The following is a 14,482-nucleotide window of genomic DNA, read 5'->3' as shown; positions in this document are numbered from 1 at the left end:
CCTTACTGCTGTGCAGGTGGTAGACGGTTCGATGAAATCTGACGCACAATTTGCTGCGCGACATCATCCACGATGACTTGATTCAAATAGTTTTTCTCTTGGTCATCGGTATTGACCGTTTCAACGTTGTATTGATAACTACGTGATGCAACTACGGTACGTGGTTCAGTGATTGGATGGCCTTGTGCATCTTCAATACGGAAGGTGACATTTAGGCGTAGCAATACTTCGATCAGTTTACCGTTCAGCTCTAAACGCTGTGGTTTATAGTCTAGCACGCGAAGCACATAGGCATCTGAACCACTGCTCAGCTGTACACCCGACGCACCCAAATAAATTGCCAATTTTTCATGCAGTTCATCGGTGTTCTTCGGAAGCACCAAATTCATTTTTGAATAAGCAATCGGCGTTGCGCTTGGATTGGTGCCTTTTAAATGAAAGCCACACCCGACCAAGCCAGCACTTAGGCCACAAGTTAAAACAATAGCTGCCAAACGTTTGCCTAAATGCATGTGTTGTCCTCTGTTTGCTCTTTTTGATAAAAGAAAAATAATATGTCGTGATTGTATGTGCAAAGCCCGTTGACTGGCAACGGGCTTTGTTTGGGTTTTGTTTATCGTTTTCAGTTCCTTCTCCCTAAGGGAGAAGGTTAGGATGAGGGGAATTTACCTCTCCCTAGCCCTCTCCTTGAAGGAGAGGGAACTTAAGAAGGAGTTTTAAAGCTTTTTAAACCACCAAATTCACTAATTTATTTGGCACCACAATTTCTTTCTTGGTTGGACCTGTCAAGAATTGTTGAACTTCTGGCAATGCTTTAGCCAGTGCAAGCAATTCATCTTTTGATGTATCGACAGACACTTCTAATTTGCCACGCAGTTTACCGTTTACTTGAACCACAATCGTTTGCGTATTACGCGTGAGTGCAGATTCGTCCACAGTTGGGAACAACACGCTGGTTAAGTCCAGTCCAAATTCAGCCAATAAAGTTTGGCTTAAATGTGGTGCAAATGGCGCAAGTAAAGTTAAAAGCGTTGTAATCGATTCGCGAGCAACCGCAACATCATTATCATTCTTCGCTTCAAACTTGTTGTTCGCATTTAACAGTTCCATCATCGCTGCAATAGCCGTGTTAAAGGCATGGCGGCGTTCGATGTCATCACCCACTTTTTGGATGGTTTCATGCGTTTTACGGCGTAAGTCTTGTGCTTCTGTAGACAGTTGAGCAGTATCAATTGCAGAGGCTGCATTGCCTTTTTCAAGGAAACTTGCAACTAAACGCCATACACGTTTCAAGAAACGGTTTGCGCCTTCCACACCCGCATCAGACCATTCAAGGGATTGATCTGGTGGAGCAGCAAACATCATGAATACACGTGCCGTATCTGCACCGTACTGATCAATAATAGCTTGCGGGTCGATACCGTTATTTTTCGATTTCGACATTTTTTCTTGGCCACCCACAATCACGTCCTGACCATCACCTTGGTATTTCGCAGACAGAATACGACCTTTTTCATCACGTTCGAGGTCGATATCCGCAGGGTTAAACCAAGTTTTTTTGCCTGATTCAGCTTCACGGTAATAAGTGTCTGCCAAAACCATACCTTGAGTTAACAGGTTGGTAAACGGTTCATTGCCTTGTACTACGCCTTCATCACGCATTAACTTGTGGAAGAAGCGCGCATAAAGTAAGTGCAGAATCGCGTGTTCAACACCACCGATGTATTGATTTACTGGAAGCCATGTTTGAGCAGCTTCAGGTTTAACTAAACCACCAGTAAAATCAGGAGATGCATAACGTGCATAGTACCAAGAAGACTCTACAAAGGTATCTAAAGTATCGGTTTCACGACGTGCATCGCCACCACAGCTTGGGCAAGAGGTTTGATAAAACTCAGGCATCTTGTTCAATGGGTTACCAGAGCCATCAGGTACGACATCAGTCGGTAAGACCACTGGAAGTTGCTCTTCAGGTACAGGAACCTGACCACATTTTTCACAGTTGATCATTGGAATCGGGCAACCCCAATAACGCTGACGCGATACACCCCAGTCACGTAAACGGAACTGAACTTTGGTGCTTGCAAGAGTTGTTGGTTCTAATTTTGCAAGGAAGGCATCATAAGCAGCTTGGAAGTCTAAACCGTCAAATTCTGCTGAATTGACCAATTTACCTTCTTTAGAGCCGTACCATTCTTGCCATTGTGCAGTATCAAAGTCTGCATCGTCTGCACCTTGAGCATCAATCACTTGTTTGATGGTTAAGCCATATTTATTGGCAAATTCAAAATCACGTTCGTCGTGTGCAGGTACAGCCATCACTGCGCCAGAACCATAAGACATCAACACGTAGTTGGCAATCCAAACAGGAATTTCTTCGCCAGTGACAGGATGCTTCACAAACAGACCTGTTGCCATCCCTTTCTTTTCAGCAGTGGCAAGGTCGGCTTCTGCTACTGAACCCATACGGCATTCTTCAATAAATGCTTTAAGTTCAGCATTATTTTCCGCAGCTTTTAGCGCCATTGGATGTTCTGCTGCAACTGCAACATAAGTCACACCCATTAAGGTGTCAGCACGGGTCGTAAATACTGTTAAGCCGTCTGCGTAAATTTCAGGATTCGCTGAAGGGAAGGTGATATCCATTCCTTGTGAGCGACCAATCCAGTTGCGTTGCATGGTCAAGACTTGTTGTGGCCAACCATCTTTTAAGGTATCTAAATCGTCTAATAATTCTTGCGCATAGTCGGTAATGCGGAAGTAGTACATTGGAATATCACGTTTTTCAACCAATGCACCTGAACGCCAGCCACGACCATTTTCAACTTGTTCATTAGCCAGTACAGTCTGATCCACAGGATCCCAGTTTACTGTTGAAAGTTTACGGTAAATGAGGCCTTTTTTATAAAGTTGCACGAACAACCACTGTTCCCAGCGGTAGTATTCAGGGGTACAAGTCGCAAATTCACGATCCCAATCAACTGATAGACCTAATTTTTTTAATTGGTCACGCATGTATGCGATGTTTTCAAAGGTCCATTTTGCAGGTGCAACTTGGTGTGCAATTGCAGCGTTTTCAGCAGGTAAACCAAAAGCATCCCAACCCATAGGTTGCAGGACGGTTTCCCCTTTGAGCCGATGGAAACGGCTGATGACATCACCAATGGTGTAGTTACGCACATGACCCATATGCAGTTTGCCACTTGGATAAGGGAACATCGAGAGGATATAACGACGTGGACCTTCTACAGAGTCGGCAACTTTAAAGGCTTTACGAGCTTCCCAGTCTTGTTGGACGGTAGGTTCAATCGCGCTCGCTTGATATTCAGGGTCAATGTGAGTAGTCATATACGTATGTAGAACAATGGTTAAAAAGTTTGTTGCACAGCATAGCGCAAAATGCACATAAAAGTGAATTTTGCGCTATGTTTTGTGCAGGAAATTAAACAAGCTGAAAATAAATCTGGAAACGTAAGGAATGATTAAACCGCAGGGCGGACTTGTTGTCCTTGTTGAAGTGCTTCATTCGCTTCACGTCGTTGATTTTCTAAATCAACCGCTGGTGCTGGGGCAGCACTCGGTATAGCGTTGGGAGGGGCTGGTACAGTATTCGGCATATTGGCAGGTGGAGGTGCTTCTGATGACGCAGCTTGTGGTGAATTTTTCCAACCATAGGTGTCGACTTTGCCTTTTTTCTTTGCTGTTTTAGGTGGAGGCGTCGTGGTGTAATGTGTCGAGCCTTGATTATCGACCCACTTATAATAAGTTTTAGCAAAGCTTTGTGTGCTGCTCATAGCAAGCCCCATCCCCACCAAACATGCTGCCATTCTTGCAAACTGAATACTCATCTACCATTGTCCTTTTTATATCCGGAGTCATTGGATTTTATCGGGTTTATCGTTGTCGTTATTTTATGCCAATTTTAGAGCAATAAGCAGTGTTTGATGCGTTTTTCATCTGAGTTTTTTGAAATATTTTGCAGGTCAAATCCTCAGTTTAAAGTGTGAAATATGCGTTATGACACAGTATGACAATAAGAAGGTTGTGCTAAAACCTGATGTACAAATGCTGATCTACACTTAAAAATGAAAAAACCTGAGATAGATGTTGGATTTAAATCTGGGTGAATATCTTATTAAACTTATTTATGGGTTTTATTATGTTTTTTTATTAATAAATTCAGTGAAATAGAAATCTATTTGTTTTTGCACTAAAAAACCAAGAAAAAGCAGCTCAGTTTTCTTTGTCCGTGATGAATAAAAAACAAACGCTCTGTAAATAAACAAAAAAAGCTAATTTTTAAACTTGACTTTAGTCACGAAACTCCTAAAAATGCTGTCTTTAGTTTTATATGCCTTTACTCGATCACCCTTCGATAAAGTGTCATTTCATGCAATGGACACGCTTTCTAGCCGAGACCGTGAACAAAGTAAAAAAATGTGTTTATCCCAACACGTTTTAGATCTCATATTGCTCAAACAGCATACAGATCAGAATTTTTTCCTATTGCTATGAAAACTAAGAAATATGTGTGCTATAACAGTGCAGACAATCAATGAATGAAACACTGCTGGTGCCTTCAACCATTGCAGTGATAAAGATTAGGGTGAATCACGTTGGAACTTTTATCTGGTGGTGAAATGCTCGTTCGCGCATTGGCGGACGAAGGCGTTGAACATGTATTTGGATATCCAGGCGGCGCAGTTTTACATATCTACGACGCGTTCTTTCAACAAGACAAAATCAATCATTACCTCGTGCGCCATGAACAAGCTGCTGGCCATATGGCAGATGCTTACTCACGTGTAACAGGTAAGACGGGTGTGGTCCTCGTGACTTCAGGTCCGGGTGCAACCAATACTGTGACTCCAATTGCAACGGCTTATATGGACTCAATCCCAATGGTGATTTTGTCAGGCCAGGTTGCGTCACATTTAATTGGTGAAGATGCATTCCAAGAAACAGATATGGTCGGTATTTCTCGTCCGATCGTAAAACATAGTTTCCAAGTGCGCCATGCCAGCGAAATTCCTTCGATTATTAAGAAGGCATTTTATATTGCTGCTTCAGGCCGTCCGGGTCCAGTTGTGGTCGATATTCCAAAAGATGCAACCAATCCTGCTGAGAAATTTGCTTACGAATACCCAGAAAAAGTGAAGATGCGTTCGTATCAACCGCCGCATCGTGGTCACTCAGGTCAAATTCGTAAAGCGATTGAAGAGCTGATTCACGCTAAACGTCCTGTGATTTATTCAGGCGGTGGCGTGGTTCAAGGTAATGCTTCTGCACACCTAACTGAACTGGCGCACATTTTGGGCTTCCCAGTAACCAATACCTTGATGGGCCTTGGTGCATTCCCAGGCAATGATCCGCAGTTTATTGGCATGTTGGGTATGCATGGTACCTATGAAGCCAATATGACCATGCACAATGCTGATGTGATTTTGTGTATCGGTGCGCGTTTCGATGACCGTGTAACCAATAATCCAGCAAAATTCTGTCCAAATGCCAAAGTGATTCATATTGATATCGACCCTGCGACGATTTCAAAAACCATCATGGCACATATCCCAATCGTGGGTGCGGTAGAACCTGTCCTTCAAGAAATGTTGACACAGTTGAAACAAATGAATGTGTCTAAACCAAATCCTGAAGACATGGCTGCTTGGTGGGCGCAAATCAATGAATGGCGTAAAGTTCACGGCATGCGTTATGAGTCAGGTGCAAATGGCGTAATGAAACCACAACAAGTGGTGGAAGCACTGGATAAAATCACCAATGGTGAAGCGATCATTACTTCTGACGTAGGTCAGCATCAAATGTTTGGTGCGAACTATTACAAGTATAAACGTCCACGCCAATGGATTAACTCAGGTGGCCTAGGCACCATGGGTGTTGGTTTACCCTATGCGATGGCGGCGAAATTAGCTTTCCCTGACCAACAAGTGGTTTGTATCACGGGTGAAGCATCGATTCAGATGTGCATCCAAGAGCTTTCGACGTGTAAGCAATATGGCCTAAACGTAAAAATCCTCTGCTTGAATAACCAAGCTTTAGGGATGGTGAAGCAGTGGCAAGATATGAACTATGAAGGACGTCATTCAAGTTCTTATATCGATTCATTGCCTGACTTCCCTAAATTAATGGAAGCATATGGTCACGTTGGTATCCAAATCGACCATGCGGATGAGCTAGAGTCGAAGCTTGCTGAAGCAATGGCGATCAACGATAAATGTGTATTTATTAATGTGATGGTTGACCGTACAGAGCATGTTTATCCAATGCTTATTGCAGGTCAATCAATGCAAGATATGTGGTTAGGTAAAGGGGAGCGCACGTCATGAGACACATTATCTCTGTACTTGTAGAAAACGAAGCTGGTGCGCTTTCTCGTTTGGTGGGTTTATTTTCTCAACGTGGTTATAACATTGAGACTTTAAACGTTGCACCAACCGAAGATCCGACCTTATCTCGTTTGACGTTAACGACTTATGGCGATGACCATAAAATTGAACAAATCACCAAACAGCTCAACAAATTGGTTGAAGTGGTGAAAGTGGTTGATCTGTCTGAAGGTGCGCACATTGAGCGTGAGTTGATGTTGATTAAAGTCAAATCACTTGGCTCAGCACGTGCTGAAATCAAACGAACTGCGGACATTTTTCGTGCGCAAATTGTTGATGTCACTCCAACGACCTATACCATTCAAATCGCGGGTACGACTGAAAAAATTGATGGTTTTATTGATGCGTTAGCAGAAAACACCATCCTGGAAGTTGTACGCTCAGGTGTTTCAGGCATCGCGCGTGGCGAAAAAGTTTTAACCATTTAATTAATTAACACGATTCAACCTCCTTTTGAGAAAGAGGAGGATTTCATCAAACAATAAACCCCTTGATGGAATTACAGAATACCAAGCATTTTAGCGGAGACAGCAATGCAAATTTTTTACGATAAAGACTGCGACTTATCTATCATCCAATCTAAGAAAGTAGCGATCATTGGTTACGGTTCACAAGGTCATGCACACGCGCTTAACCTTAAAGATTCAGGCGTTGACGTAACTGTAGGTTTACGTGCTGGTTCTACTTCTTGGAAAAAAGCTGAAAATTCAGGTCTTAAAGTTGCTGAAGTTCCTGCTGCTGTAGCACAAGCTGACGTAGTAATGATCTTGACTCCAGATGAGTTCCAATCACAACTTTATCGTGACGTGATTGAGCCAAACATCAAAGAAGGCGCAACTTTAGCATTTGCTCATGGTTTCTCTGTTCTTTATAACCAAGTTGTTCCACGTAAAGACTTAGACGTAATCATGGTTGCACCAAAAGCACCAGGTCATACAGTACGTTCTGAATACCAACGTGGTTCAGGTGTTCCTGATTTAATCGCGATTCATCAAGATGCGTCTGGTAATGCACGTAACCTAGCACTTTCATATGCTTCTGGTGTAGGTGGTGGTCGTACAGGTATTATCGAGACTTCATTCCGTGAAGAAACTGAAACTGACTTATTTGGTGAGCAAGCAGTTCTTTGTGGTGGTGCAGTAGAACTTGTGAAAATGGGCTTCGAAACTTTGGTAGAAGCAGGTTATGCACCTGAAATGGCTTACTTCGAATGCTTACATGAACTTAAGCTAATCGTTGACTTAATGTTTGAAGGTGGTATCGCGGACATGAACTATTCAGTGTCTAACAACGCTGAATATGGCGAATATGTAACTGGCGTTGAAGTAATCAATGAACAGTCTCGTGAAGCGATGCGCAATGCACTTAAACGTATTCAATCTGGTGAATACGCGAAGATGTTCATTAACGAAGGTGCGTTGAACTACCCATCAATGACTGCTCGTCGTCGTCAAAACGCAGCGCATGGCATTGAAGTAACAGGTGGTAAGTTGCGCGCGATGATGCCTTGGATTCAAGCAAACAAGATTGTAGATAAAGAAAAGAACTAAGTTTCTGATCTAGCTGATTTTAAGTACTAAAACCCTGCCTCGGCAGGGTTTTTTATTAATCTACTACCATTTTTTATGTAGGGCAAAGCTATTGACTAAAAAGTTGTGAGTATAAATAGGGGGATATGGCTATTGGTACACAGCTATAAGTTGATATAACCCGTGTTTAAAATTGTTAGATAGAGTCAACGAGTATTCCATTTTAGTGCTAGATATATGGGCAGCATATATTGCTAAAAAACTATTGGATTAATAACGTATCCGTGGGCTTTATTGCAATAAATGAAATTCTCAAAAAAGTGTACTCATGATTACGTTTAGGTTTTTAGTGTGTGCTTTAGATTTCTAAAATAGTAGGTCATGTAAATTTAAGGCTTGATTATGTGATTTTAGTCATATTGTTCAATCCCTAAAACTAGGTAAATAGCATATGAATAAACTTTGAATTTTTGTAAGATGATCGACCTGAATTAAAAAATTGGTAGAAATATAAAGTAAAAAAAAGATGAAAAATGGATTTTTTAGGGATTTAAGAAATTATTTAACTGAAGATGTAATGAAATGTAAAAGTGAATTTCTAATATAAAACAGAGATCTATTTAAAATATAAAAAAGCACTAAAATTGTGCATCACTGAAAGTGGTGTAACTGTTTTTAGGGATTTATTAAATTGATTAATAAATAAAATATTAATAAAAACAATATATTAATTTTACTTTGTTAAGTTTTTAAAGTTGGGTCTCTATTTGAGTGAAAAAGGCTGCATAGGTGGTTTTTTATACAGAATAACTAGAATAAAAACACACTTAAGAGAACATCGGTAGCCAAACAAGGTCCAGTTTAATTAAGGGTGATCATAACAATTAATCAGTTTTAAAAGAAAAGTCTCGGAGAGTAGCTATGAATAAATTACTTAAAATGTCTTTAATGGCAATTACATTAGGCTTAGGTTCTAGTGCTGTTTTTGCAGATGGTGAAGTGGAATCATTTGGCGGAGGCGGTCACCACCCAGGTAAAAATGGCTGTGGAACGAAATGTGATGGTGATATTGATATCGAACTGTATGTTGAAAAACATTGTGATTTGGATATTGATAAAGAAAAAATTACCATGACAAAAAATGTTTCTGGTGGTAAATGGAGTGGTCAATCTGGTTTTGAAGTGAGTGCGAATGCACCATATAGTTTGAATATTACGAAACCATCTCATTTGGTTAATCAAATAGATCCAGCACAAAAGATTGCGGTGGGTGTTGATACCAAACTAGGTGCTGCTCTTTATACAGGTACAGTTTTACCGTACAGCTCATCATCAAGAACATTTACGGTCAAAGCAGAAACCACAAATCCAGTTTCAGATATGGCGCATTGGGGTCTCTATAAAGGAACTTATAAAGTGGCTGTTGCATTCTAAATAAAAATAAGGAATAGTGGTGTATGCGGATAGCATGCATCACTATAATAATTTTAAAAGGAATAAATATGAAAAAAATAATTTTATTCTTAATTTTGAGTAGCTTGAGCTTTTCTTTGATTGCTGGAATTAAATTTACTCCAATTCAGTTATATTTGGGTAATAAGGGTAAACAGCAACGTAGTGCAACGGTAGTAGTTGAAAGCTCTGGGGTTGATAGTGTTAAGATATTTGAACTATCAGCAGTGAAGTGGGAGCAAAATGAAAAAGGAGAAGATGTATTAGTAGAAGAAAAGAATATTTTATTTAATCCTAAAATTTTTGAATTAAAGCCAGAAAGTAAACAAATTGTACGCGTTGGATTTAGCCAACCATTTTCAAGTCAAGACTTAGAGAAAGAACAAACTTGGCGTGTTATTTTCAATGAAGTAACACCAGTTTTGGATGATGAGGCTATCAATTTTCAATTTAATTTTTCTTTACCATTGTTTGTTGGTAAGCAAGATAAAACAAATTTAGATGTAAAATTAAGAACAGAAAATAATAATATGTTGGTTGATGTAAAGAATATGTCAAAATCGCATGCACAAATTACAGATATTAAATTAGTTGATAGTAATAATAAAGATTTGATACAAAAAAGTTTTAATCGATATTTACTCATTGGGCAAAAATATACATTTGATTTGGGGGTGATGAATAATAAACAGAACGATAGAATAAAAGTTAAAATTAAAACCGATAAAGATGGAGATTTATTGGAATATTAAAATTAAGGGGTAATTCTATGAAATGTTTTAGAGTTGTTCTTGTTTTTTTTAGTGTTGCTGGTACTGCACAAGCTAATGTAGAGTTATTAGCTAAACCACAAACTACTATAGAACCATTAACACAAACTGACGATGCTGGTGCACTGATTGTAAATGTTTGGCTTAATGGTGTAGATCGAAATACGGAAACCATCTTGATTGTGACTAAGGATGGTGAATACATTGAGTGTAAAGCGCTAGAAGATTTAGGAGTCAACTCCACTAAGTTTGTTAAAAACCAAACTAAAGTTGGATTTTGTCTTATGCGTGGTTCGGATATAAAATTCCAAAAAGATGATGCTTTACAGGCGATTAAAATTGACTTGCCTGCCTCATACTTTAAAGATACTAATTATGAAAATTTAATTATTACTCCAAGTAAAGCAAATTTTGGGGGATTCCTTAATTATGATTACTTTTACTCTAAGGATGACTATTCTACAGATTTGAATGCGTATTCTGAAATTGGAATATTTAAAGACTACTGGATGTTAAATAATTCGGTTTTGTATCGAGACTCACCGGATGAAGGGGAAAATCAATTCTTACGGGTGAGCTCTTTATTTGAACTAGAATTTCCAGATAAATACCTAAAATTAAGAGTCGGTGATACTACGAGCGTTTATAACTCTTTATTTAATTCATTCCGTTATGGTGGCATCAGTTTTGGTACAAATTATACTGATCGTCCAGATTTTGTTTATTGGAATATGCCAGCTTTACAAGGAAGTGCAGCATTACCATCTACTGTTGATCTGTATATTAATGGAGTGAATTTATATAAACAATCGATTACTCCAGGGAATTACTCATTACAAACTGGGGCAACCATTGATCAGGCTGGTGATGCAAAAATTGTGGTTGAGGATATTCTCGGGAATCAAACTGTACGGAGTTTTCCAATTTATATTAGTAGCCAGCTTTTACGAGTTGGTTTGAATGAATATGATGTTTCTTTAGGTAAATTAAGATATAACTACGATGAAGATGATAGTGATTATCGAGATTTTTTTTCAAAAGTATATTTTCGCCGTGGGGTTGCAGCAAGTACGACATTAGGCTTTGATGCAACATATTCAGAAGATGTTAGTAATCTCAGTTTTCTATGGACACAGGGTATTAGTAAGTTTGCACTACTAGACACAGCTTACGCTGTGAGTGACTATAATGGTGATGTTGGATATGCTTTTTCGGCTTCGGTGTCGAGAAATTTTGGGAATTGGTCATTTGGTTTAAATACACGTTATTATACCAAAGAGTTTCAGCAGTTAGGTTTTGATGAATATGATTTTAACACTAAAATGTCAAATCTTGCTTATGTGAATTTCTCAAATTTAAAATACGTTGATGGTTTAAATATAAGTTATGTAGATAATAAAAACTATAATACGGATGGTTTTGATTCTATTGATAGTCAGATTGTTAATATTGGTGTTCAAAAAATTATTACTAGAAATCTATATGCAAGTTTAAATTATTTTAAAAACTTTGAAGATGGTGATAATAGTCTTAATGTTATGCTTAGCTACAATTGGGGGAGTCGAGGAAATATAGATTTAGAACACAGCACGGATGATGGTGAAACGGTATTAAGCTACTCAAATAACAGTACTTTACAAAATGGGTTTGATTACTCTGTTGCAGTCGCACATATGGATAGTGATGTGAATTTTCACGGATTTGGTTTATATAAAACAAATATTGGTGATTTTAGAGCATCTTATGATGAGTATGAAAATAATAAAGTAGTCCAAGCTCAATATCAAGGTGCGCTGGTATGGCTAGGAAATAAAGTTTCTATGACTAAATATGTAGATAATGCTTTTGCTTTAGTTCATGTTGATGGTATGAAAGATGTTGATGTATTGAGGTCTTTATCTGTTGTTGGTCAAACCAATAAAGATGGTTATCTTTTTGTTCATGATATTATTCCTTATATTAATTATGATATTTCATATAACCAAGATCAGCTTCCTTTAGATTACTCGTTTGATAGTTCAAGTCAAAAACTGAGTGCTTTAAATCAGCGGGGATATATTTTAGACTTTAAAGTGGCTGTAACTAAGAAATTTAAGCTTCATTTAAAAGATGCTAATAATAATAATTTTCCTGTAGGAACATTGGTAGATTTTGATGGTAATAATGAAGAAAGCTATTTGATAGATAGTGATGGCCTAGTTTACCTTTATCTCTCTAAACCATCAAAATATGATTTGAAAGTTAAAACACAGGAGGGTAAGTCATGCAATACCACATTTAATATTTCCCAAAGTCAAATTGATAGCGCTGATACGCCAACTATTGATTTGGTATGTAAGTAATAGGAGGTTTTATGAAACCAATATTTTTAGCTTGCATTTTTTCTATGGCTTGTTGTTCGTCATATGCTTCAGAATGTTACATTGGTGGTTTTTCAGCACATGAAATGAAGTTGGCGAATTATTATCATAGTCAAACAGCAACATCATTTAATGTGGCTTGTGATCGAAATTATTCAATTTCATTTCGCAGTCAGAATTTACTGAACTCTAGTGGTGCAAGTTTTGTCTCGAATGGACCGTATAGATTAAGAACACAGTTAAATATCAGAGGTGCAAGTGAAAACCTATGGGGGGTTCAAATGAATCAGCGCGGTGGAGGTAATCAAAAATTTATTATTTCAGCACAGCTTCAAGAAAACCCTTTATATAGTGTTCCTGCGGGAGTTTATCGTGACCGAATTTATGTCAATGTGGATTTTTAAGATTAATATAAAGTCATGTGATTTTATGTTTTATCAACAAAAGGGAGGTGGCGTACATCTCCCTTTTGTATTTCATTGAAGTGTCAAAAATCAATCATCAAACTGTCAAAAAGTTTAATTAAACTCGGAGGAAAATAAGAAAAGTTTGGAATAACATGATCGGTTCAATGACAACAAAATTATTCAAACAGCACAATTTCCCAGAACCACAGCGGTTTTATCTCAAGCAACAACATCAGCATAATATTCAGCAAGAACTCTCTATCCTTCAAGAAACACTTAAGCCCAAGTTAAAAATAACCATTGTGACGGAAACATGGTCACCAGAAATCAATGGTGTGGCGAACTCTTTATTACAACTGTGTAAAGGTTTGCAAAAACTGGGGCATCGTATTCAGCTCATTCGCCCAATACAAAAAACGATGTGTACCGACTTTCAGGCGGAGCAGGAGTGTTTGGTCTGGGCAAAGAGCATTCCTAAATATGCCGACATGCAATTTGGTATGCCACAGTATGTGAAAGTCAGCAAAGCAATTGAACGCTTCGCGCCAGATGTGGTCCATATTGTGACGGAAGGTCCTCTAGGGCTGACCGCACTGTATGCTGCTCAATCACATCAAATTCCAGTATCAAGTGGCTTTCATTCAACTTTTCATGACTTTAGTCGCTTCTTTGATTTGGCTTTGCTGGTCAAACCGATTGAAAATTATCTCCGCTGGTTTCATAACCATACGGTGCTTACTTGTGTGCCGAGTCAAACCACCTTAAATCAACTCAAGACCTTTGGAGTGACTTGCCCTTTGGTTGAGGTTGGGCGAGGGGTGGATACAATTCGCTTCCATCCAGAGCATCGCTCAGAACAATTGCGTCAGCGCTGGCAAGCAGATGCAAATACTTCTGTGTTGTTATATGTGGGACGTTTATCTCCAGAAAAAGAAGTCGATGTGCTCATTCAAAGTTATTTGAATATCAAGAAGCAGCAATCACGCAAGTTGAAAATGGTGATTGTGGGGGATGGCCCGAATCGTAAGCGTTTAACCGAGATGGCAAATGGCTCAGATGTTATTTTTACGGGAAGCTTAACAGGGCAGTCACTCGCTCAAGCCTACGCCAGCGCAGATGCTTTTGTTTTTGCCAGTCAAATAGAGACTTTTGGTAATGTGGTACTGGAAGCCATGGCCAGCGGCTTGCCCGTGGTGGCCTATAACTATGCCAGTCCACAGCGCTATATCAAGCAAGGTATAACAGGGTGGTTGAGTCCTTGTGGACAAGTGGCACACTTTATGCAAGCTATTATGCAGTTGCCAGAGCAAAAGGTGCTTAGATGTATGGGAACTCAAGCGCGTCAAGACATTGAGAGTGTAGGCTGGCAGTATCCTGTGAAACAGTTTGAGCAAGCCTTATATCACGTGGCCAATATTAAGGCAGCCCCTTAACCAATAGTTGTATTAAAGCGTCCGTGATAAAGATGAGTTGGGTAATTTTGATGGGTTTTAACTTAAATCATCAAACTGTCAAAAATACCCTTTAATATGAGCTTAACGAGAAGCGATTTTGATGAAT

The 14,482-nt window shown here is 39.0% G+C and carries 11 protein-coding genes; 8 read left to right on the top strand and 3 right to left on the bottom strand.

Annotation, left to right across the window (positions count from 1 at the left end):
- Positions 1-2: 2 nt before the first annotated feature.
- The 3 genes from lptE to RR876_RS13135 form a co-directional block, all read right to left on the bottom strand.
- Entirely contained in the window at positions 3-512 is a 510-nt protein-coding gene (gene lptE / locus RR876_RS13145; RefSeq protein WP_332477923.1) for an LPS assembly lipoprotein LptE, read from the bottom strand.
- 214 nt (positions 513-726) lie between these two features.
- On the bottom strand, positions 727-3,348 hold the full coding sequence (leuS, locus tag RR876_RS13140) for a leucine--tRNA ligase (RefSeq protein ID WP_332477924.1): 2,622 nt from the start codon (positions 3,346-3,348) through the stop codon (positions 727-729).
- Positions 3,349-3,482: 134 nt separating this feature from the next.
- Positions 3,483-3,848, bottom strand: coding sequence for a DUF4124 domain-containing protein (locus RR876_RS13135; protein ID WP_332477925.1), 366 nt, complete (start codon positions 3,846-3,848; stop codon positions 3,483-3,485).
- 768 nt (positions 3,849-4,616) lie between these two features.
- Here RR876_RS13135 and RR876_RS13130 point away from each other — a divergent pair.
- From RR876_RS13130 to RR876_RS13095, 8 genes are all read left to right on the top strand, one after another.
- The gene (locus tag RR876_RS13130) at positions 4,617-6,344 is read left to right on the top strand and encodes an acetolactate synthase 3 large subunit (protein WP_332477926.1); all 1,728 of its coding nucleotides are present in this window, start codon (positions 4,617-4,619) and stop codon (positions 6,342-6,344) included.
- Positions 6,341-6,832, top strand: a complete 492-nt coding sequence (ilvN, locus tag RR876_RS13125; protein WP_004697653.1) for an acetolactate synthase small subunit — start codon at positions 6,341-6,343, stop codon at positions 6,830-6,832. The genes RR876_RS13130 and ilvN overlap by 4 nt, the downstream gene beginning before the upstream one ends.
- A gap of 105 nt (positions 6,833-6,937) precedes the next feature.
- Positions 6,938-7,954: a ketol-acid reductoisomerase gene (gene ilvC / locus RR876_RS13120; protein ID WP_332477927.1), complete on the top strand. Its 1,017-nt coding sequence runs from the start codon at positions 6,938-6,940 to the stop codon at positions 7,952-7,954.
- A gap of 900 nt (positions 7,955-8,854) precedes the next feature.
- A complete protein-coding gene (locus RR876_RS13115) occupies positions 8,855-9,367 on the top strand; it encodes a hypothetical protein (RefSeq protein WP_332477928.1) in 513 nt (170 codons plus the stop codon).
- Positions 9,368-9,435: 68 nt separating this feature from the next.
- Complete coding sequence (locus RR876_RS13110; protein WP_332477929.1) at positions 9,436-10,137, top strand: fimbria/pilus periplasmic chaperone; 702 nt, start codon at positions 9,436-9,438, stop codon at positions 10,135-10,137.
- A 17-nt stretch (positions 10,138-10,154) separates the two neighbouring features.
- The gene (locus tag RR876_RS13105; protein ID WP_332477930.1) at positions 10,155-12,497 is read left to right on the top strand and encodes a fimbria/pilus outer membrane usher protein; all 2,343 of its coding nucleotides are present in this window, start codon (positions 10,155-10,157) and stop codon (positions 12,495-12,497) included.
- A gap of 11 nt (positions 12,498-12,508) precedes the next feature.
- A complete protein-coding gene (locus tag RR876_RS13100) occupies positions 12,509-12,919 on the top strand; it encodes a hypothetical protein (protein WP_332477931.1) in 411 nt (136 codons plus the stop codon).
- Positions 12,920-13,074: 155 nt separating this feature from the next.
- A complete protein-coding gene (locus RR876_RS13095) occupies positions 13,075-14,355 on the top strand; it encodes a glycosyltransferase family 1 protein (RefSeq protein WP_332477932.1) in 1,281 nt (426 codons plus the stop codon).
- The last annotated feature ends 127 nt before the right edge of the window (positions 14,356-14,482 follow it).

Origin of the sequence: Acinetobacter sp., assembly GCF_036666595.1 — a bacterium.
Classification (GTDB): domain Bacteria; phylum Pseudomonadota; class Gammaproteobacteria; order Pseudomonadales; family Moraxellaceae; genus Acinetobacter.
Note: the sequence above shows the minus strand (reverse complement) of the source record. Positions and strands in the feature narration are given on the sequence as shown.

Excerpts from the sequence above, each read along its gene's own strand:
- lptE (WP_332477923.1), bottom strand. The coding sequence starts at position 512 with ATGCATTTAGGCAAACGTTTGGCAGCTATTGTTTTAACTTGTGGCCTA.
- leuS (WP_332477924.1), bottom strand. The coding sequence starts at position 3,348 with ATGACTACTCACATTGACCCTGAATATCAAGCGAGCGCGATTGAACCT.
- RR876_RS13135 (WP_332477925.1), bottom strand. The coding sequence starts at position 3,848 with ATGAGTATTCAGTTTGCAAGAATGGCAGCATGTTTGGTGGGGATGGGG.
- ilvN (WP_004697653.1), top strand. The coding sequence starts at position 6,341 with ATGAGACACATTATCTCTGTACTTGTAGAAAACGAAGCTGGTGCGCTT.
- ilvC (WP_332477927.1), top strand. The coding sequence starts at position 6,938 with ATGCAAATTTTTTACGATAAAGACTGCGACTTATCTATCATCCAATCT.
- RR876_RS13115 (WP_332477928.1), top strand. The coding sequence starts at position 8,855 with ATGAATAAATTACTTAAAATGTCTTTAATGGCAATTACATTAGGCTTA.
- RR876_RS13110 (WP_332477929.1), top strand. The coding sequence starts at position 9,436 with ATGAAAAAAATAATTTTATTCTTAATTTTGAGTAGCTTGAGCTTTTCT.
- RR876_RS13105 (WP_332477930.1), top strand. The coding sequence starts at position 10,155 with ATGAAATGTTTTAGAGTTGTTCTTGTTTTTTTTAGTGTTGCTGGTACT.
- RR876_RS13100 (WP_332477931.1), top strand. The coding sequence starts at position 12,509 with ATGAAACCAATATTTTTAGCTTGCATTTTTTCTATGGCTTGTTGTTCG.
- RR876_RS13095 (WP_332477932.1), top strand. The coding sequence starts at position 13,075 with ATGATCGGTTCAATGACAACAAAATTATTCAAACAGCACAATTTCCCA.